Annotated in this window: 14 protein-coding genes; 4 read left to right on the forward strand and 10 right to left on the reverse strand. The window is 71.2% G+C overall.

The window, feature by feature from the left end:
- Window positions 1-97 precede the first annotated feature (97 nt).
- A complete protein-coding gene (gene gltS / locus ABLE88_RS09275) occupies window positions 98-1,306 on the forward strand; it encodes a sodium/glutamate symporter (RefSeq protein ID WP_348831244.1) in 1,209 nt (402 codons plus the stop codon).
- Window positions 1,307-1,314: 8 nt separating this feature from the next.
- Here the strand turns inward: gltS and ABLE88_RS09280 are convergent, their stop codons facing one another.
- Window positions 1,315-2,493, reverse strand: a complete 1,179-nt coding sequence (locus ABLE88_RS09280) for an alpha/beta hydrolase (RefSeq protein WP_348831245.1) — start codon at window positions 2,491-2,493, stop codon at window positions 1,315-1,317.
- A 210-nt stretch (window positions 2,494-2,703) separates the two neighbouring features.
- On the opposite strand from ABLE88_RS09280, the gene ABLE88_RS09285 reads away from it, so the two are divergent.
- Complete coding sequence (locus ABLE88_RS09285) at window positions 2,704-3,717, forward strand: AI-2E family transporter (protein ID WP_348831246.1); 1,014 nt, start codon at window positions 2,704-2,706, stop codon at window positions 3,715-3,717.
- A 6-nt stretch (window positions 3,718-3,723) separates the two neighbouring features.
- On the opposite strand, the gene ABLE88_RS09290 is transcribed toward ABLE88_RS09285, so the two are convergent.
- The 7 genes from ABLE88_RS09290 to ABLE88_RS09320 all read right to left on the reverse strand — a co-directional run bounded on the left by ABLE88_RS09290 (window position 3,724) and on the right by ABLE88_RS09320 (window position 14,031).
- Window positions 3,724-4,896: an ABC transporter permease gene (locus tag ABLE88_RS09290; protein WP_348831247.1), complete on the reverse strand. Its 1,173-nt coding sequence runs from the start codon at window positions 4,894-4,896 to the stop codon at window positions 3,724-3,726.
- A gap of 14 nt (window positions 4,897-4,910) precedes the next feature.
- Window positions 4,911-7,640, reverse strand: coding sequence for a ribosome-associated ATPase/putative transporter RbbA (gene rbbA / locus ABLE88_RS09295; protein ID WP_348831248.1), 2,730 nt, complete (start codon window positions 7,638-7,640; stop codon window positions 4,911-4,913).
- Window positions 7,637-8,632 carry an HlyD family secretion protein gene (locus ABLE88_RS09300; RefSeq protein ID WP_348831249.1) on the reverse strand — a complete coding sequence of 332 codons (996 nt, stop codon included), beginning with the start codon at window positions 8,630-8,632 and terminating at the stop codon, window positions 7,637-7,639. Before ABLE88_RS09300 ends, rbbA begins: the two co-directional genes overlap by 4 nt.
- Before the next feature lie 163 nt (window positions 8,633-8,795).
- The gene (locus tag ABLE88_RS09305; RefSeq protein ID WP_348831250.1) at window positions 8,796-9,968 is read right to left on the reverse strand and encodes an acetate/propionate family kinase; all 1,173 of its coding nucleotides are present in this window, start codon (window positions 9,966-9,968) and stop codon (window positions 8,796-8,798) included.
- Between the two features lie 5 nt (window positions 9,969-9,973).
- Window positions 9,974-10,942, reverse strand: a complete 969-nt coding sequence (locus tag ABLE88_RS09310) for a bifunctional enoyl-CoA hydratase/phosphate acetyltransferase (protein WP_348831251.1) — start codon at window positions 10,940-10,942, stop codon at window positions 9,974-9,976.
- 170 nt (window positions 10,943-11,112) lie between these two features.
- Window positions 11,113-13,461 (reverse strand): DUF3141 domain-containing protein, encoded by a 2,349-nt coding sequence (locus tag ABLE88_RS09315; protein ID WP_348831252.1) that lies wholly within the window; start codon window positions 13,459-13,461, stop codon window positions 11,113-11,115.
- Between the two features lie 375 nt (window positions 13,462-13,836).
- Complete coding sequence (locus ABLE88_RS09320; protein ID WP_348831254.1) at window positions 13,837-14,031, reverse strand: hemin uptake protein HemP; 195 nt, start codon at window positions 14,029-14,031, stop codon at window positions 13,837-13,839.
- A 683-nt stretch (window positions 14,032-14,714) separates the two neighbouring features.
- Here ABLE88_RS09320 and ABLE88_RS09325 point away from each other — a divergent pair.
- Window positions 14,715-15,053, forward strand: a complete 339-nt coding sequence (locus tag ABLE88_RS09325; RefSeq protein WP_348831255.1) for a DUF2946 family protein — start codon at window positions 14,715-14,717, stop codon at window positions 15,051-15,053.
- Window positions 15,054-15,214: 161 nt separating this feature from the next.
- The gene (locus tag ABLE88_RS09330; RefSeq protein ID WP_348831256.1) at window positions 15,215-17,494 is read left to right on the forward strand and encodes a TonB-dependent receptor; all 2,280 of its coding nucleotides are present in this window, start codon (window positions 15,215-15,217) and stop codon (window positions 17,492-17,494) included.
- Between the two features lie 71 nt (window positions 17,495-17,565).
- Here ABLE88_RS09330 and ABLE88_RS09335 read toward each other — a convergent pair whose 3' ends face one another.
- Entirely contained in the window at window positions 17,566-18,654 is a 1,089-nt protein-coding gene (locus tag ABLE88_RS09335) for an acyl-CoA dehydrogenase family protein (protein ID WP_348831257.1), read from the reverse strand.
- Entirely contained in the window at window positions 18,654-19,811 is a 1,158-nt protein-coding gene (locus tag ABLE88_RS09340; RefSeq protein WP_348831258.1) for an acyl-CoA dehydrogenase family protein, read from the reverse strand. Before ABLE88_RS09340 ends, ABLE88_RS09335 begins: the two co-directional genes overlap by 1 nt.

Consider the following 19,811-nt stretch of genomic DNA (forward strand, 5'->3'; position numbering starts at 1 on the left):
CCAGGCCGCAGATTACCCGCCCGCAGGTGCTGCAAGCACCCAAGGGAACGAGTTTCCAAACGGGCTCCGAGTGGGCTCCACCCGGAGGGAGGGGCGCATGCCGGTCAGCTACGAGGTCTCGGGCTTTCTCGCCTTCACCCTCGCCATCGTGGTCTATTTCGTCGGCGCCGGGCTCAACCGCGCCATCGCGCCGCTGCGCGCCTGGAACATCCCGGAGGCGGTGACCGGGGGCCTGCTGGCCGCGCTCGCGACGCTTGCCGCCTACCGCCTGCTGGGCCTCGCCATCTCCTTCGACCTCGCCGCGCGCGACGTCCTGCTGCTCTATTTCTTCACCGGCATCGGTCTCAATGCGCGCCTGTCCGACCTCGCCACGGGCGGACGGCCCCTGTTCATCCTGCTGGCCCTGACGGTGGCCTATCTCGGGCTGCAGAACCTGGTCGCGATCGGCGGCGCGGCCCTGCTCGATCTGCCCCAGGGCATCGGCCCGCTGCTCGGCTCGGTCTCGCTCATCGGCGGCCACGGCACCACCATCGCCTGGGCGCCGCTCATCTCGGAGCGCTTCGGCCTGGCCCATGCGCTGGAGGTGGGCATCGCCAGCGCGACGCTCGGCCTGGTCATCGCCAGCCTGGTCGGCGGGCCGGTGGCGGGCATCCTCATCAGCCGCTTCAAGCTCTCCAGCGAAGAATTGCTGCCGCCGATGGTCGGCCTGCCCGAGAACGATGTCGGTCCGGACGCGGGCAAGGTCACCTACGACAACATCCTGCGCTCGCTGCTGGTGCTGAACGTGGTGATCCTCGTCGCCTATTCGCTCGAGGAGCTGGTGGAGAAGACCGGCATCAAGCTGCCTTTGTTCGTGGTGTGCCTGCTGGTCGCCATCGTCGCCACCAACACCCTGCCGCGGCTGATGCCGCGCTCGCCTTGGCCGGCGCGCACGCCGGCGCTGGCGCTGATCTCCGACCTGTCGCTGAAGATCTTCCTCGCCATGTCGCTCATGAGCATGCAGCTGTGGACGCTGGGCGGGCTCGGCCCGGCGCTCGCCGTGGTGCTCGGGCTGCAGACGCTGGTGGCGGTGGCCTACATCCTGTTCGTGGTGTTTCCCGCCATGGGGCGCGACTATCAGGCGGCGGTGCTGGCGGCCGGCTTCACCGGCATCAGCCTTGGGGCGACGCCCACCGCCATCGCCAACATGACCGCGGTGACGCGCACCCACGGGCCGGCACCGCTCGCCTTCATCATCCTGCCGCTGGTGTCGGCCTTCTTCATCGACATCGCCAACGCGCTCGCCATCGGCTTCATGCTGCGCTGAGCGGGCGCTCAGTTGCCGCCGCCGGAGAACACCAGGATCGGCGCCACCGCCACGGCTCCGACGGCGCTGCCGACGTCCCCGCCGACGCGGGCGACGAGGCCCTGCTCCTCGCCCAGATCCTGGCCACCGGAGAGCCGCGCCCCGATCAGCTGGACGATGTCCTTCTGGGTGGCGAAGACCGAATGGTTGAGCGCGTCGCCACCTTGCAGCGCGGTGAGGTCGACCACCGTGATGCCGCGCGCCCGTTCCAGCCGCGCGGCATATCGGGGATCGTTGAGGTCCACCGCGCCGACCCGCGTCACCTGCCCGGCGAGGAGGCGCGAAAGGCTGAGCGCCTTGTCGTTGCGCGAGACGAAGATGGTGATCTTGGGCCGCTTCGGCCCGAGCTCCTGCATCTGGCGCTCGAACACGTCGATGTCCAGATCGGGGGAGGCGAGCACCACATTGGTGATCTTCGCCGGCACGCGCCCGTCCTTCAGCGCCAGCTGGCGCAGCGCCTCGACGGCGAGCCAGGCGCCCATGGAATGGGCCATCACCACCACCTCGTCCACCTTCGGGCTCGCCGCCGCGGTGCCGAGCACGTAGGCAAGGTCGGAGCGCGAGAAGTTGGCGCTCTCGCGGTCGTAGACATAGTCCGTCACCCGCCCGCGCGAGGGCCAGGAGAACAGGACCGGCACCAGCGAGGCGTCGGTGTCGGCGATGAACTGGGCGTAGCCGAACACCGCGGCGTCGAAGCGCGTGTTGAAGCCGTGGACGAACACCAGCACGCGCCGCTTCTGGCCGTGGCGCGCCTTGAACCAGGCGGGGATGTCGGTGCGCTGGAGCTGATCGAGCCGGGTGACGACGAATTCGCGCGCCGGATCGCCGTTGGGGCCGGACGGCCACTGCACCGAGCCTATCGGCCGGTCGCGCGGCACCGAGACCGCCACGTCGGCGAAGGCGAGGCCGTCGCCGCGCTCGCCGGAGAACACGACGCCGGTCACCGCGCTCGGCGCGCGGGTGGTGGCGACCAGCATGTCGACCCGGGTGCCGGGCACCTCGCTTACCGCCACGGGCACCAGCACGCCCTCGGGCCGCGCGCAGGCGGACAGAGCGAGCAGGCCAAAGCCGGCGAGCGCCCAAAGGCGCGCGCGGGCGGGCGCCTTTGGCCTGCCCGCCGTGCCGAAGCCCATGCGCCGCTGCGTCATTCCCGGTCCGTCCCGATCTCGCTCGGCCTCTTTATAGAGCCTTGCAGGTAAAGGGAAAGCTGCGTCGCAGCGCGAGCGGGCACGCCGGTAGCGGGCGGCGGCGCTCCGTCGCATTTCCGCCGGCCGGACCCGGATCGCCCTTTCGCCCGCCCCGGGCTTTCGCCCATAAAGGGACGCCGCGGCGGGCGCGGACGGATGGGGGAGAACGCCATGAGGGCGCTGGTCGGGCTCGCGGCCCTGGTGGTGGTGTGCGCGGCGCTGCGCGAGGCGCGGACCCTGATCGTTCCGGTGGTGTTCGCGGTGTTCGTGATGGCGCTCGCCTGGCCGCTGCAGCGCCGGCTCGAGGCAATGCTGCCGAAGATCGCGGCCGTGCTCCTGACGCTGGTGGTGGCGCTCGCGGTGGTGGGGGCGGTGACCTCGCTGGTGGTGTGGGGCTTCGGCCATGCCGGGCAATGGGTGTTCGCCAATGCGGCGCGGTTCCAGGCGCTGTACGGCCAGCTCGTCGCCTGGCTCGAAGGCCACGATTTCGTGCTCGCCAGCGTGATGGCGGATCATTTCGACGTGCGCTGGATGCTCCGGGTGTTCCAGGACATCTCCGGCCGCCTGCACTCGCTGGCCTCGTTCCTGGTCTTCACCTTCCTCTATTTCCTTCTGGGCATGCTCGAGGTGGACGCGCTGAAATCGCAGCTCCTCAAGCTCAGGGAAGGCGGGCGCGGCGCCTACATGGTGGCGGCCGGCGCGGCGGCGGCGGAGAAGCTGCGGAAATACATGATCGTGCGCACCCTCATGAGCCTCGCCACCGGCGTCGCCGTGTGGGCCTTCACGCTGGCCTCGGGGCTGGAGCTGGCGCTCGCCTGGGGCGCGATCGCCTTCGCGCTCAACTACATCCCCTTCATCGGCCCGTTCGTGGCGACGCTGCTGCCCACCGTGTTCGCGCTCGCCCAGTTCGAGTCCTGGGAGATGGCGCTGTTCGTCTTCGTCTGCCTCAACCTGATCCAGTTCCTCTCCGGCAGCTACATCGAGCCGCGGATCGCCGGCAAGACGCTTGCCGTCTCGCCGTTCCTGGTGCTGTTCTCGGTGTTCTTCTTCGCCTTCCTCTGGGGCCTTCCGGGCGCCTTCATCGGCGTGCCGGTGCTGATCGTCGCGCTCACCTTCTGCGCCGGCCATCCGCGCGGCCGCAAGCTGGCGGCGGTGCTCTCCGGCACCCCGGCGGCAGCGCCGTGAGCGGTCTCACTGCTGGGCGGCGAGGAAGGTGCGGAAGCGCGCCAGCGCGATGGTGAAGAACAGCAGGCCCATGCCGAAGGTGGCGGCGAAGCGCGGCCAGACGATGTCGATCCCCGCTCCCCGGTAGAGGATCGCCTGGGCGAAGGCGACGAACTGGGTGGAGGGGGAGGCCTGCATCGCCGTCTGCAGCCATTGCGGCATGCTCTCCAGCGGCGTGAAGCCGCCCGAGAGCATGTTCATGGGCAGCACGATGAGGAAGAACAGCAGCCCGAACTGCGGCATGGAGCCCGACAGCGTGCCGAGGAAGATGCCGAGCGACGCGGTGAAGAACAGGTAGAGCGCCGCCCCGGCCAGGAACAGCGGCACCGAGCCGGTGATCCCCATGCCCAGTCCCCATTGCAGCACCACCACGACGCTGAAGGCCGAGCCGACGAGGATCACCGCGCCGTTGGCGAGGATCTTCGCCAGCATGATCTCGGACGGGCGCACCGGCAGCACCAGCAGGTGCTCCAGGGTTCCATGCTCGCGCTCGCGGATCAGCGCCGCGCCGGCGAGCAGAACCGAGAGCATGGTGACGTTGGTGATCAGGCCCATGGTGCCGGTGAACCAGGAGGATTCCAGCCCCTGGTTGAAGGCGACGCGGATCTTCAGCTCCACCGGCGTCGCGACCCCTTCGGAATGGCGCAGCACGAAGCGGTTCACCTCCTCCTGGAAGATGGCGGAGATGTCGTTCCCGCCGAGCCCCGCCTGCATCAAGGCGGTGGCGTCGATCAGCAGCTGGACCTGCGGGTTGCGCCCCGCCAGCACGTCCGACTGGAAGTCGGGCGGCACGTTGAGCACGAAGGTGTAGCGCGCCGCGTCCATGGCCCGGTTCACGTCCTGGGGGGACAGATGGACCGGCGCCTGGAAGCGCGGCGGCAGCAGCGCGTCGAGGATCGCATTGGAGAGCGCCGAATTGTCCTCGTCCACCACGCCCACGGTGGCGCGGTTGAGGTCGTGCTTGATGCCGTTGGCCTGGAGCACGATGGCGACCGTGAAGGCGTAGAGCACCAGCACCATGAGCGCGCGATCGCGCCACAGGCTGATCAGCTCCTTGACCACCAGTTCGCGCACGTTGCCGGCCATGGCGCGCCAGCGCGGCGGCCCCTTCCTGCGGGCGGGCGGGGAGGGCGCGGTCATGTTCGGCTCCATGCTCAGCCCTCCTGCTTGCGCAGGATGGCCCATGCCAGGCCCAGCAAGGCCGGCCAGAACAGCACCGTCGCGCCGACGAAGGGCAGCAGGTCGCCCAAGTCGAGCCCCTTGGTGAAGGCGCCCACCGAGACGCGCATGAAATAGGTGGTGGGAAAGAGCGTTCCCAGCACGTACGCGCCGCCCTCCAGCGTCGCCACCGGCTGGAGCATGCCGGAGAACTGGGTGGCGGGCATCATGGTGCCGATGGCGGTGCCGAACAGGGCCGCCACCTGCGTGCTGGTGAGGGTGGAGGCGACGAGGCCGATGGCGGTGGTCGCAAGCACATAGGCGAAGGCGCCGAGCGCGAGGCCGATGAACGAGCCCTTCAGCGGCACGCCGAACAGGAACTGCGCCATCAGCGCCATGACCAGGAAGTTGAAGAAGGCGAGCGCCACGTAAGGCAGCTGCTTGCCGAGCAGGAACTCGATCTTGGTGACCGGGGTGACGTAGAGGTTGGTGATGGAGCCGAGCTCCTTCTCCGTCACCACGCCGAGCGCGGTGAGGATGGAGGGGATGAAGATCAGCATCAGGGCGATGGTGGCCGGCACCATGGCCTCCACGCTCTTGAAGGACTGGTTGTAGCGGTAGCGCATCTCCAGCGTGGCGAAGCTGGCGACCGACTGCCCCGCCGCCTGCGCCACGTCCGACAGGAACAGCAGGTGCACCGCCTGCACGTAGCCCTTGATGGTCTCGGCGCGGAACGGCATCGCGCCGTCGATGGTGGCGAGCACCTCGGTCTGCCGCCCGGACCGCAGGTCGGCGCCGAACTCGGGCGGGATCTCGATGGCGAAGGCGATGGCGTTGGCCTTGAGCCGCCGGTCGAGGTCCTGCGGGCTCGCGAGCGCCGGCTCCATGACGAAATAGGTGGAGTGGGCGAAGCCGTCGACATATGCGCGGCTCTCCGGCGTCTGGTCGCGGTCGAGCACGGCAAAGCGCAGCTTGTCCACGTCGAGGGTGATGCCGTAGCCGAAGATGATCATGAGCAGCGCGGTGCCGAGCAGCGCGAAGGCGAGGCGCACCGGATCGCGCCTCAGCTCCAGCGCCTCGCGCCAGGCATAGGCGCCGAGCCGGCGCGGCGAGAAGGCGGCGCGCCGGCTGTCCCGCCGCGGCGCAGGCGGGGCGAGGCGGGCGCTGGTCCGCGCTTCGCGGCCGCCCATCTCCATATAGGCGATGAAGGCCTCTTCCAGGGTCGGCGTGCCTTGCTCCGCCTTGAGCGCCTGCGGCGTGCCGGTGGCGATCACCTTGCCGGCATGCATGAAGGAGATGCGGTCGCAGCGCTCGGCCTCGCCCATGAAGTGGGTGGAGACGAAGATGGTCACCCCGTCCTCGCGGGAGAGCCGCTGGAGGTGGTCCCAGAATTTGTCGCGCGCCACCGGGTCGACCCCCGAGGTGGGCTCGTCGAGGATCAGCACCTCCGGCCGGTGCAGCACCGCCACCGCCAGCGAGAGGCGCTGGCGCACGCCGAGCGGCAGGCCGTCGGCGAGCGCGTCGAGATGGCCGGCGAGGTCGAACGCCGCGACCAGCTCGGCGATGCGCGCCTTCGCCGCGTCCTCGGTCAAGGTGAAGAGGCGGGCGTGCAGCTCCAGATTCTGGCGCACGGTGAGCTCGCCATAAAGCGAGAAGGCCTGGCTCATATAGCCGACCCGCCGCCGGGTCTCGATGTCGGCGGGGTCCACCGGCACACCGAACAGCAGCGCCTCGCCGGAGGAGGCGGGCAGCAGGCCGGTGAGCATCTTCATGGTGGTGGACTTGCCGCAGCCGTTGGAGCCGAGGAAGCCGAAGATCTCGCCGCGGCGGATCTCGAAGCTCACATGGTCCACGGCGACGAAGTCGCCGAACTGCCGGGTGAGGCCGCGCGATTCGATGGCGATGGGGGCATCGTCGGCGATGGCGGCGGCGCGCGCGGCCACCTCCCCCTCGCCCCGCCGGTCCTCCGGCAGGAGCGAGACGAAGGCGCGCTCCAGGTTCGGCTGGCCGGTGCGGGCGAGCAACGCGGCCGGCGCGCCGTCGGCGAGGATCAGCCCGCCATCCACCATCACCACCCGCTCGAAGCGCGCCGCCTCCTCCATGTCGGCGGTGGCCACGAGAAGGGTCAGGCGCGGCCGGTCGGCGCGGATTTCGTCCACGAAGTCCCAGAACTGCCGGCGCGAGAGCGGGTCGACGCCGGTGGTGGGCTCGTCCAGCAGCAGCAGGTCCGGGTCGTGCACCAGCGCGCAGCACAGACCGAGCTTCTGCTTCATGCCGCCGGAGAGCTTGCGCATCAGCCGGTCGGCGAACGGGTCGAGGCCGGTGGCGGCGAGCAGCGGCGCGACGCGGGCGCCCTTGGCGTCCGCGTCCTCGCCGAACAGGCGGGCGAAGAAGGCGATGTTCTCGGCCACCGTGAGGTTGGGATAGAGGTTGCGCCCGAGCCCCTGGGGCATGTAGGCGATGCGCGGCTGCACCGCTTCGCGCGCGGCGCGGGCGGAGAAGTCGGCGCCCAGCACCTCCACCTTGCCGGCCTGGATGCGCTTCGCGCCTGCGATCAGTCCGAGCAAAGTGGACTTGCCCACCCCGTCCGGCCCCACCAGCGCCACCGAGGCGCCTTCGCGCACCTCAAGGTCGATGCCGGCCACCGCGCGGGTGCGGCCAAAGGCGTGGCCGATGCCGGAAAGGCGGACCGCGTCGGCCGACCCGCCGGCTGCGCCCTGGCTCACCTCCTGGCCTCGTCGACGAGGTCGGAGGTGAGCCAGGATGGCCATTCGGCCTTGGGATCGAGCCGCACATAGCCGACGCCGGTGACCCCGGTCTTCACATGCTCCAGATACTTCTCCACCAGCGTCCGGGCGATCCTCAGCTTGACGCGGAACATCATGCGGTCGCGCTCGCTCTGGGTCTCCACCTGCTTGGGCGTGAACTGGCCGCGCGCCGAGACGAAGGAGACGTTGGCGGGCACCGCCCGGTCCGGCAGCGGCTCGAGCAGCAGGCGCGCCTCGGCGCCGAGCGCCAGCGTGCCGGCCTGGGACGCGGGCAGGAAGATGGTCATGTAGACGTCGGAGAGGTCGATCAGCGTCAGCACCTTGCCGCCCGCCGCCAAGACCTCGCCGGGCTCGGCGAGGCGGTAGATGACGCGGCCGGACTTGGGCGCGACCAGCGTGCCGTCGGCCACCAGGCGCTTCAGGCGGTCCACCTCGGCCTCGGCGGCGCGGATGGCGCTCTCGCTGGCGGCAAGGCTCGACTGGGCGGCGGCGAGCGCGGCGGCAGCGGTGAGCTTGGTGGTGCGATACTGATCCACCTTCTGCTCGGTGGCGAAGCCCTTGGCCACGAGCGTTTCCTGGCGCTCCAGCTCCTTGGCGGCGAGGTCCAGCTCGCCCTTCCTCTGCTCCACCACGTGGGTCGCGGTGTCGCGCGACTGGCGCGCCTGCGCCGCCTGGGCATCGGCGGTGCGCAAGGCGGCGGCGGTCTCCTCCACGTCCATCTGGGCGACGATCTGGCCGGCCTGGACGAAGTCGCCCTCCTCGGCGCGCACATCGAGCACCCGGCCGGCGGCCTTGGTGGCGACGTCCACCTGGGTCGCCTCGATGCGCCCGTTGCCGGAGGCAAAGCCCGGCGGCAGGGTGCGGCTGCGGGCGGCCAGATACCAGGCGCCCGCGCCGCCCACGCCCAGCAAAGCGGCGAGAAGCGCGAGAATGGCCACGGTGCGCTTCATGGACAGATCCTTCAAAGCAGCGGCGCGGATGCGCGCGCAGCACCATCGCACGCCGCCCTGATCGCTGGAAACGCCCTTGATCCTTGAGTTAGCCGCAGTCCCGCGGTGCGGCCTTGACCGGAGTCAAGCGCGCGCCCCGGGATGCCGGGTCCGGCGGCCGCACTCAGGGGAGGGCGGCGAGCGCGAGGGTGTGGTGGGCGATCATGATCTCCTCGTCGGTGGGGATCACGAAGGCGCGCACACGGCTTTGCGCGGCGGAGATCAACGGGCCGTTGCGCGCATTGGCCTCGGCATCGAGGACAACGCCGAGGAAGGCGAGGCGTTCCAGAACGGCGGCGCGCACCGGGGCGGCATTCTCGCCGACGCCGGCGGTGAAGACGATGGCGTCGAGCCCGCCCAGCACGGCCGCGTAGGCGCCGGCGAAATAGACGATGCGGTGCACCAGATAGTCGATGGCGAGCTTGGCCTCGGGGGCCGAGCTCGCCAACAGATCGCGCACGTCGTTGGAAAGGCCCGAGATGCCCTTGAGGCCGGATTCCTCGTACAGCGCGTGCGCGAGGGTCTTCTCGTCATAGAGGCCGGATCGCAGCAAATAGAGCAGCGCCCCGGGATCGATGGCGCCGCAGCGCGTGCCCATGGGCAGGCCCTCGATGCCGGAGAAGCCCATCGTGGTGGCGACGCTCCTGCCGTCCCGGATGGCGCACATGCTGGCCCCCGAGCCCAGATGGCCGACGATCACCCGCCTTGCGTCGGGGTCGTATGTCGGCAGGGTGCGGGTGATGTAGTCGTAGGAGATGCCGTGATAGCCCCAGTGGCGCACCCCCTGGTCGCGCATCGCCTTCGGCACGGCGTAGATCTGCGAGACCTCGGGCATGGTGCGGTGGAACGAGGTGTCGAACACCGCCACCTGCGGCATGCCGGGATGGATGCGCCGCAGCGAGCGGATGCCCTCCACCTCCGACGGCTGGTGCTGGGGCTCCAACACCCGGAGGCCGTCAAGATAAGACAGCGCCTCATCGTCCACCCGCACCGGGCCGCCATAGCGCGCGCCGCCCTGCACCAGGCGGTGGCCGCAGGCGGCGACCTTCACATCGGTCTGGTTCGCGTCCACCCAGGTGAGCACGAAGCGCAGCGCCGCCTCGGCGTCGACGGCGCCGGGCCAGGAATGCTCGCCCAGCGCGGCGCCGTCGGGGCCGCGCACGGCGAAGCGGGGCGCCGTCATCATGCGCTCCACCGCGCCGCGGCAGGCCACCGCCAGCGTCTGCCCGCGCACGCGGTAGAGCGCGAACTTCAGGCTGGACGAGCCCGCATTGACCACAAGGATGCCGGTGTCCATGGCGCTCACTCCCCGCTCGGGCCTTCGAACAGATCGGGTTTGCGGCGCACCGCGTCGGCGACGATCACGGCGAGTGCGGCCGAGAGCGTGCGCGTCTCGGCGCTGTCGGCGCGGCTGGTGAGCACGATCGGCACCTTGGCCCCCATGACGCAGCACGCCGCCTGCGCCCCGGCCATGAACAGGAACTCCTTGTACATGGCATTGGCGGCGTCGATGTTGGCGGCGATCAGCACGTCGGCCATGCCCGCCACCGGCGAGACGATCTTCTTGATGCGCGCCGCCGCCGGGTCCACCGCGCCGTCGAGGTCGAGCGGGCCGTCGACGATGCCGCCGACGATCTGGCGTCGGTCCGCCATCTTGGCGAGCGCCGCGCCGTCCAGCGTCGAGGGCATCTTGGAGCGCACCGTCTCCACCGCCGAGACGATGGCGACCTTGGGCACGGCGATGCCCACCGCATGGGCGAGGAAGATGGCGTTCTGGCAGATGTCGCGCTTGGCGTCGAGGTCGGGCGCGATGTTGATCGCCGCGTCGGAGAGGATGATGCGCCGCCCGTAAGCGGGGGAGAAGATCAGCGCGCAATGGCTCAGCAGGCGCCCGGTGCGCAGGCCCGCCTCCTTCTGCACCACCGCGTGGAGCAGCGTGTCCGTGTGCAGGCTGCCCTTCATGAGGGCGAGCACCTCGCCGCGGCCGGCCATGGCGGCGGCGGTGGCGGCGGCCGCCTCGGCGTCGGGGACGTCGACGATGCGGGTCGCGCCGAGGTCGATCTCGAGCTTGCGCGCGAGGTCGCGGATCGGCGCCTCGGGTCCCACCAGGACCGGCTCGATCAGGCCGTCGCGCGCCGGCTCCAAGGCGCCGGCGAGCGCGTCGCCATTGAGCGGATAGACCACGCCCATGGGCAGGGCTTTGACGGCGCGGCCCTGGCCGATGAGACCGTCGAGACGCTGGGACTTCGGCGCGGCCGGGTCATTGTCCATGGCGCGGGCTCCTCGGAATGCGGCGGGCCGGCCGGGCCGGCGGACCTTGGGCGGGGCGGCGAGCCGCCCGGTGGGAACGGGACAGGCAGTTCGCCCGGCCAGCGGGGGAGGTGCAGGCCGGGCGCCTGCCTCCGGCGCAGGAGGAGCCCTGCGCCGTCAGCGGGATGTGGTCATGAGGCCGCCGCGACGGCCGGGGCGGGCTCGGGAACGGGCGCTTGCGACGGCGGCATCAGCGCCGCCGGGGGCCGCGCGCCGGCGGCGCGGATGCGGGCGAGGTCGACCTCCAGGCGGTCCGCCACCTCCTGGATGCGGTGGAGCGTCAGCGGCGTCGGCGCCCCGGTCACCGACATCACGGCGAGGATGCGCGCCACCAGGGTCTCCCGGTCGGCCGGGTTCGGAACCATGCGCCCCAGCATGGCCAGCGCCTTTTCGGGGGCCAGGAACAAGGCGAAGAACTGCTCGCGCACCAGGGCCTTGCGCTGGGCGACCGAAATCGCCCGGAGCTCGGGGGCGACGGTGGCGACGGCGATCGCGGCGCGCTCGTCGAAGGCCCGCTCCGCCGCCAGCACGTGGAGGAAGGCGCGCACCAGCGCCGCGTCCGGGCCGCCCTCGCAGATCCGCGCGCGGTAGGCCTCGAGTCGGGCGGCGATCGCGTCGCGCTCGGCCGAGGTCTTGGCCGGCGGCGCCGGCGCGCGGGTGGGGGCGGGCGCGGCGGTGCCGAGCAGGGCCTGGACCGCGGGCGTGCCGTAGACGGCGAAGAAGGACTGCTCTTTCATCCGGTCGCGCCAGTCGCGCCAGGCATCCCAGCCCTTCAGCATGGCCTCGGCCAGCTTCGCCTGCGCCCGCAGAAAGGGATTGTTCTCCGGCGCCGGGCGGCGCGCGGCGCGCACCTGGTCCGCCGCCTGCGCCACGAGGCCCATCCAGGGCTTGTCGTCGGCGAACAGGGAATATTGCAGCCGGGCGGGATGCAGCGCGCGCAGCGCCTCCGCGCTCTGCTCGGTGGTGGCGGCGCGCACCCAGGGCTGGAGATAGGTGCGGTAGAGCGAGAGGTTGATCTCGGAAAGCCGCGCGGCCGTGGCGAAGGCGCGGTCGTCGTCCTCGCTGTTGCGGCCGAGGGCGCGGATGTCGTCCAGCGTGCGCGCCTCGAAGCGCGAGAGATAGTCGCCCTTCACCAGGTCGGCGGCGGGCGCGCCGGGCGTCTTGGGCGTGACCACGAGCTCGTAGAGGCCGGGGGGCAGCACGTCGATCACGTCCAGGGTCTGCAGGATCGACTGATGCTCCGCCACCGCCACCTTGGGCGACACGAAGATCGCGAGATGCCCCACCTCGCCGTTGAGGCAATAGACGATGGTGCGGCCGTCGGCGCGGATCTCGTCGACGCTCTCATAGAGGTCGAGGATCCAGCCCAGCGTCTGCTGCGGGGGAGAGATGTTGTCGCCGTGCGAGGTGAAGACGATGATCGGCGAGGCGACATTGCGGATGTCGAAGCGCTGGCCGTTGGCGGTGGCGGTCTCGTTGCGCGTCAGCTTGTTGCCGATGAAGTGCTCGTCGACGAGATACTGGATCTCCTCGCCGTTGAGCAGGATGAAGTCGCCCCACCACTTCTCGAAGCCGAGAAATCGCTCGCTCTCGGTGTCGATGCTCTCGTAGAGCTTGTAGAGCTTGTTGAAGAAGGTGTTGCCGGGGTTCAGCGTGTCGAAGTTGGAGATCAGGTTCGCGCCGTCGAACTTGCCGTTGCCGAGGTCGCTGGACAAAGCGGTGAGCCACGAGCCGCCGAACAGGCCGCCCGCATAGCGCATGGGGTTGCGCCCGTGCACGCCCTGCCAATAGGAGATCGGTGAGCCGGCGAGCAGCACCGGTCCGAACAGGTCCGGCCGAAGCATGGCCACCATCAGCGTCTGGTAGCCCGCCTGGCAGTTGCCGATGGCAAAGGCGCGCGGCGCGTCCGGGTGCATCTGCGCCACGTGCTCGAAGAAGCGCACCTGCCCCTCCACCACGTCGAGGAAGGTCTGGCCCGGCATGGGCTCGGCGGAGAAGCCGATGAAATAGACCGGGTGGCCGCCGGCGAAGGCGTCGCCGATCTCGCTCTGCTTGTGGAAGCCGCCGATGCCCGGCCCCTGCCCGGCGCGCGGGTCCACCACCACGACCGGCCGCTTGGCGGGATCGATATAGGCGCCCTCGGGCGGCACCACGCGGGCGAGCGAATAATTGATGGGCCGGCGCAGCCCTGCCCCCGAGAGGATGATCTGGTGCTCGAAGGTGAGCACCGTGGCCATGGGCCGGGCCGCCATCTGGGCCTGCTCGTTGCCGCGCACGCGCAGCACGTCCATCAGCAGCACGCCGCGCTGGGCGGCATCCACCATGTATTCGCCGAAGGCGTTGGCGAGCTCGGCCGGGCCGACCGCCGGGAAGCCCGCAAGACCAGGCGGCGCCTTCGGAAAGCCGAAGCCGGAAAACCGCGGCGCGCCCATGGCCGTCGCCGGAGGGACGTTGGTCTGATCCTGGGTCTGGTCGTTCATGGCGTGACCGCCTCCCGTCCGGCGTCATCCGCGCGTCCGCTGGCCGAAGGGCAGACGCCGGCAAGGGCGCCCCGCACCACGCATGTGGGGGACGCAGCCGTGCCGCCTCGCTTGCGCCTTCGCTTGCCGCAGATCTCCGCCCGGAAATGAGGACCTGCCGCTCGACATGATTGTCGCGGCGAACTGCGGCCACCGTTGTGCAGTACAGCAAAAGCAACCCGCGCCCGTTGACGTGGATCAAGAGCCTTGGGGCGCGGGAAATCGGCGGCGGAGCCACGGCTCCTGCCGGCGGGGAGCCCGCGGCGATGCCGGAGCCGGGGCACGGTCCCCCGAAGGTCGGGGCAGGTCCGCCCCGGGGCACGCCGCCGGCCGCGCCTATTTGGTCAGGATGAGCCGGTTCTGGGCGGTAAGCCTCAGGCGGTAGGTCTCGCCCCCATGATCGATGATGACGATGCGCCCGGCGCGGAACAGATCCGCGCTGTCGATGCGCTGGTCAATGACGGGAATGGCGCGCGCCGGCGCGTCGGCCGTGCCGGCGCCGCGCCCAGGCGGGGAAGGGGGTCGGGTCATCGGGGCAACTCCATGTCTCTCGCCGTTCCGCGCGGGCGGCTGGCGAGGTGAGGTCCGGCGGGCTGGCGGATGGCGCCGCTCAGGCCGGTGGAGCGCGGGCGCAGTTGGACCCGTGGGCGCCGCTCGATGATGCGGACCGGGCCTGCGACGCCGGGCCCCGATGGGCCGCCCCCAGGTGGCGCGCGGGCAGGGCGCGGCCCCCGTCCGGGGGGGCGGCAAGGGAATCGGCGGCGAGGCAGTGACCGGCGGGGCAGGGCGCGTGGCCGGCGCGGTCGGCGGCGCCAGCCGGCGCCGCGTCCGCCGCCGCGCAGACCGCGGCGAACGACGACGCGAAGGAGGCCGCCACGGGAGCGGCCGCGGACGCAGTGTCCGCGCGAGCCGCGGTCCGGGCGCCGGCAGCCCACCCCGCGAGCGTCAGGGCGAGCACCAGCGCATAGGCCGCCAGCACGGCCACGGCCCGGTCTCCCCACATGCGCCCAGGGTGCGCCACCGCTGCCTCCCATCTGCGCGCCGGAATCTGCCACCGTTCCGCCGCCGCTCCAAGCGACGGCCGAACCGGCGGCGCGGACCGCACCTTCTGCCGCACATCTGCCGTATTTTCAGCGCGCCGCCGCCGTGCTATCCGAAGGTGGGCTGGTAATGAAATGTTGAGACTCGCACCGCGGAACGGGACGATCGGCTGGGTGGCGGCTTGGGCCGCCGCCTATGCGCTCGTGTTCCAGCTGGTGCTCGCCAGCGCCCTCGTCGCGGCCATGCCGCGCGATGCCTCCGGAACACCGATCTGCGCGGCGGCGCGCCTCGCGGGCGACGCGGATCAGGGCGAAAAGGGCAAGGGGGCGGCCGTCCACTGCCCCGTCTGCCTCATGCGGGTGGACGCCGCCGCTTTGCCGCCGCCGTTCCCCGTGGCCGCGGCAAAGCGCGTCGCCCTCGCCGTCACCTACGTGCCGCCGGCCCCACTTCCCGCTCCGCGCGCGCCGGGGTGGCTGCCCTCGCAGCCGCGCGCGCCTCCTCTCCTCGGCTGAAACGGCGGGCAGGTCCCGGCGCCGTGCGGCGCCGGCGCGCCCGCCCATGGTGTCCCGCGCCGTCCGGCCGGGAAGCAACCTCCTTTCACAGAGGCCAGCCGCCCCGCGCGCGTCCTTCGCCGCGCCGGGCGCAGACGCCTCGCCAAAGCCGGGAAATGCCCATGTCCTCCTTTTTCGCCCGCGGCCGGCGCCCTGCGCCGCGCCAGTCCGCGCCCGCGCGCCGCACCGCGCTGCGCACCACCACCGCGCTGGTGCGCCCCGCGCTCGCGGCGCTCGCGCTCCTGCCGCTGCCGGCGCTGGCGCAGAGCGCGCCCGACACGGCGCTGCCGACTGTGGTGGTGCGCCCGCCCGCACCCGGCGACGCCGGCTTCGGCCTCGGCGGCATCCCGAGCAATTTCGTACCCGCCGACACCGCCACCATCTCCGGCGCCGACGCCGCCGCGGCGACGCTCAACACCAGCGATACCGGTTCGCTCATCGCCGGCATTCCCGGCGGCGCGGCCTGGGGCGCGGGCGGAGTCTCCAGCCTGCCGGCGGTGAACGGCATGGGCGCCGACCGGGTCCAGGTGGGCATCAACGGCATGCTGTTCGGCGTCGCCTGCCCGAACGAGATGAACCCGCCGCTGTCCTTCCTCAACCCGGCCATGGTGTCGAAGATCGCGGTCTATATGGGCACCGCGCCGGTGAGCGTCGGCGGCGACTACACCGGCGCCAAAGTGGACGTGACGCTGGCGCCGCCGCGCTTCACGCCGGGCGACCAGATCACCGTCTCCGGCTCGGTCGCCGGCTTCTATCGGTCCAACGGCAATTCCTACGGCGTCGACACCACGCTCATCATGTCGAACGCCGACACCAGCCTCACCTATACCGGGGGCTGGGCCAAGGCGAGCGACTACACGGCGGGCGACGGCACGGTCATCAAGTCGACCATGTACGAGACCCAGAACCATGCCTTGAGCCTGTCGAAGAAGATCAACGACCAGCTCTTCACGGTGCAGATCGGCGGCCAGTTCATCCCCTATCAGGGCTATGTGAACCAGTACATGGACATGGTGGACAACAAGAGCGTCTTTGCCAACGGCCGATACGAGGGCCTGTTCGACTGGGGCAAGCTCGAAGGCACCGTGTTCTTCAACCGCGTGCGCCACACCATGGGCTTCATCGAGCCGGACAAGAGCGGCGACATGCCCATGGACACCCGCACCACCGACATGGGCTACGCGCTGAAGGGCACCATCGGCCTCTCCGCACGCGACATCCTGCGGGTCGGCAACGAGCTCTATTACAACAATCTCGACGATTGGTGGCCGCCGGTGGCCGGCTCGATGATGATGGGGCCCGACGCCTTCATCAACATCAACAACGGCCAGCGCACCCGCCTCGGCACCTTCGCCGAGTGGGAGCACACGTTCGACAATGCCTGGACCGGCGTCGTCGGCATCCGCAATGACACGGTGTGGATGAACACCGGCGACGTCCACGGCTACAACATGATGATGTACGGCGCCGATGCCGCCGCCTTCAACGCCCAGGACCATGCCCGCACCGACTTCAACATGGACGGCACGGCGATCCTGCGCTACCAGCCGGACGCCTCGAGCCTCTACGAGCTGGGCCTCGCCCGCAAGACGCGCTCGCCCAACTTCTACGAGCGCTACGCCTGGTCCACCAACGCCATGGCCATGGACATGATCGGCTGGTTCGGCGACGGCAACGGCTATGTGGGCAATCTCGACCTCGATCCCGAGGCGGCGCACACGATCAGCTTCACCGCCACCTGGAACGATCCGGCCAAGAAGCTGTGGCAGCTGAGGGTGTCGCCCTATTACAGCTATGTGGTGGACTATATCGACGCCGACCGCTGCACCCTGCCGGGCTGCCTCGCGAGCCAGCCGAACAATGCCTATGTGCAGAACAATTTCGTGTTCCTGCAGTTCGCCAACCACGACGCCTGGCTCTACGGCGTCAACATCGACGGCAAGATGGCGCTGTGGGACGACGCCATTTGGGGGCAGGGCCAGTTCCGCGGCAGCCTCAACTTCGTGCAGGGCCAGCGCACCGACGGCATCAACCTCTACCACATGATGCCGCTCAACGGCGTCGTCGCCGTTGACCAGGCCATCGAGCGCAGCTGGGGCAAGTGGAGCAACAGCCTCGAACTGCAGATGGTGTCCTCCAAGACCCTGGTCAGCCAGGTGCGCAACGAGCTCGAGACCGAGGCCTATGCGCTGCTCAACTTCCGCACCTCCTACCAGAAGGACATGCTGCGGGTGGAGTTCTCGGTCGAGAACATCTTCGACACGAACTACGACCTGCCGCTCGGCGGCGCCAACCTCGTGAACTACCGCACACCGTCCATGATGGGCAGCTCCGTGGACTGGGGCTACCCAGTCGCCGGCATGGGCCGCTCCTTCAACACGCGGGTGACGCTCCAGTTCTGAGCTTCCGGCGCGGCTCGTCCGCGCCGGGCCGCCCCCTCCTTCCCATCGGGGGAAGGGCGGGAGGGGGCGGGTCAGTTCGCGTGTGACGCGGCCAGGCCGGCGGCTCGGGCTGTCCGGCGCGGGAGCGGCGCTTCCAGCTCCGCCGCACGGGCCGTCCCGAACACGGCGCGGCAGGCGCGGGGCGGTCCGGCGGCGGCCGCCAGCACCATGGCGCGTCGCAGGTAGAGGCCGATGTCGTGCTCGTCGGCGAAGCCGATGGCCCCATGCAGCTGGATGCAATCCTTCAAGACCCGGAGCGCCGCCGCCCCTGCCGCCGCCTTGGCGGCGGCCGCCGCGCCGGCCTGCTTCGGCGTGCCGAAGGCGCGGCCCGCCTCCCGCACCACGGCGCGGGTCGCGCTCACGTCCACGAAATGGGTCGCGGCGCGGTGCTGGAGCGCCTGAAACGCACCGATCGGCTGGCCGAACTGGCGGCGCAGCCGCATGTAGTCGAGCGTCATGTCGAGCGCGCGCCCCGTCAGCCCGCACAGCTCGGCCGCATGGCCGAGGCGCATCACGTCCCGCGCGGCGGCGAACGCCGCCTCGGCCGCCGCGCCTTCGCCGAGCAGCACCGCGCCCGGCCCGTCCGCCAGGAAGGCGAGGGCGCCGCCGTCCACCGTGGCCAGCGCGCGCGCCTCCGCCGGATCGAGGGCGAGCAGCCGCCGCCCCGCCGCGTCGAATGCGACCGCCGCGTCCACGCCCGGCGGCGCGAAGGCGAGCCCCTCGGCGCCGGCCATCGCCCCCGGGGCGCCCTCGCCGGGATCGGCGCAGACCACGACGGCGCCGGCGGCCGCCCGCGCGAGCAAGGCGTCGGCCGCGGCGGTGCCGCAGGCGGCCAGCAGCGGCTGGGCGGCGATCGCCGCCACCACCGGCTCGGGCGCGAGCCGCGCGCCGATCTCCTCCAGGAAGGCGAGCGCGTCGGCCGGGGCGAGCCCGAGCCCGCCATGGGCCTCCGGCAGCAGCAGCGAGAACCAGCCCATCTCGGCCATGCGGCCCCACACCGCGCGGTCGAGCCCGCCGCCGGCGTCGCGCCGGGCGCGGGTGCGGGCGAGCCCGCCCTCGCCGTCGAGCAGATCGGCGGCGGCTGAGGCAAGCAGCGCCTCGGTCTCGGAACGGGCCGCCATCAGCGCGCCTCCCGCTTCAGGCCCAGCACCCGGTCCGCCAGGATCGAGCGCTGGATCTCGTTGGAGCCGCCATAGATCGACAGGCGGCGGGCCTGGAGGAACATCTCGCTCGGGTCCACCAGCGCGTCGCCGAGCCGGAACGGATCGCGCAGCGCCATCAGCGGGCCTGCGAGCTCCTGGGCGATGTCGAGCACGGCCTGGGTGGTCTCGGTGGACAGGATCTTGAGGTAGGAGCTCTCCGCCCCCGGGTCCTGGCCCGCCGCGAAGCGCTCGGCGGCGTCGAGGAAGGCGGCAGTGAGCACCTCCACCGCCAGCTCTGCCTCGGCGATGCGGTCGGCCAGCGCCGCCCGCGCGGGTGGCGCAAGCTGGCGCGCGAGGCGGCGTACCCGCTCCAGCGCCCGCAGCGCCTGGGCCGGCGCGCCGAGCTGGATGCGCTCGCGGTCGAGCAGCGCGGTTGCCACGCGCCAGCCGCCGTCGATGGCGCCCACCACGTTCTCCACCGGCACCCGCACCTCGTCGAAGAACACCTCGCAGAACTCGTCGTCGCCGGCGATGTTGCGGATCGCCCGCCGGCCGATGCCGGGGCTCGCAAGGTCGATCAGCAGGAAGGTGATGCCCTCGCGGGGCTTGCCGGCGTTCGATGTGCGCACGAGCGCGAACATCCAGTGCGCGTGCTGGCCCCAGGTGGTCCAGATCTTGTGGCCGTTCACCACCAGATCGTCGCCGTCGCGGCGCGCCGCGGTGCGCAGCGCCGACAGGTCGGAGCCGGCGCCCGGCTCGGAATAGCCCTGGCACCAGATCACCGCGCCGCCGAGGATCGCCGGCAAATGCCGCGCCTGCTGCGCCGGGGTGCCGAAATGCATCAAAAGCGGGCCGAGATGGTTGATGCCCTGGCTCGGGATGTCGGGCGCGCCGGCGCGCGCCATCTCCTCCAGCAGGATCACCTGCTCCACCGGGCTCGCGCCCATGCCGCCGAACGCCTTCGGCCAGTGGGGCGCGATCCAGCCCTTGTGGGCGAGCGTCTGGTACCAGGCCATGGCCTGCTCCGGCGGCGGCCGGAAGGTGAGGTCGCGCAGGGGGCCGGGGATGGCGGCGGCGAGGAAGGCCCGCACTTCGGCGCGGAATGCCTGCTCGGCCTCGCTCTCGGGGCGCAGCAT

The organism is Xanthobacter luteus, assembly GCF_040049235.1.
GTDB lineage: Bacteria > Pseudomonadota > Alphaproteobacteria > Rhizobiales > Xanthobacteraceae > Xanthobacter.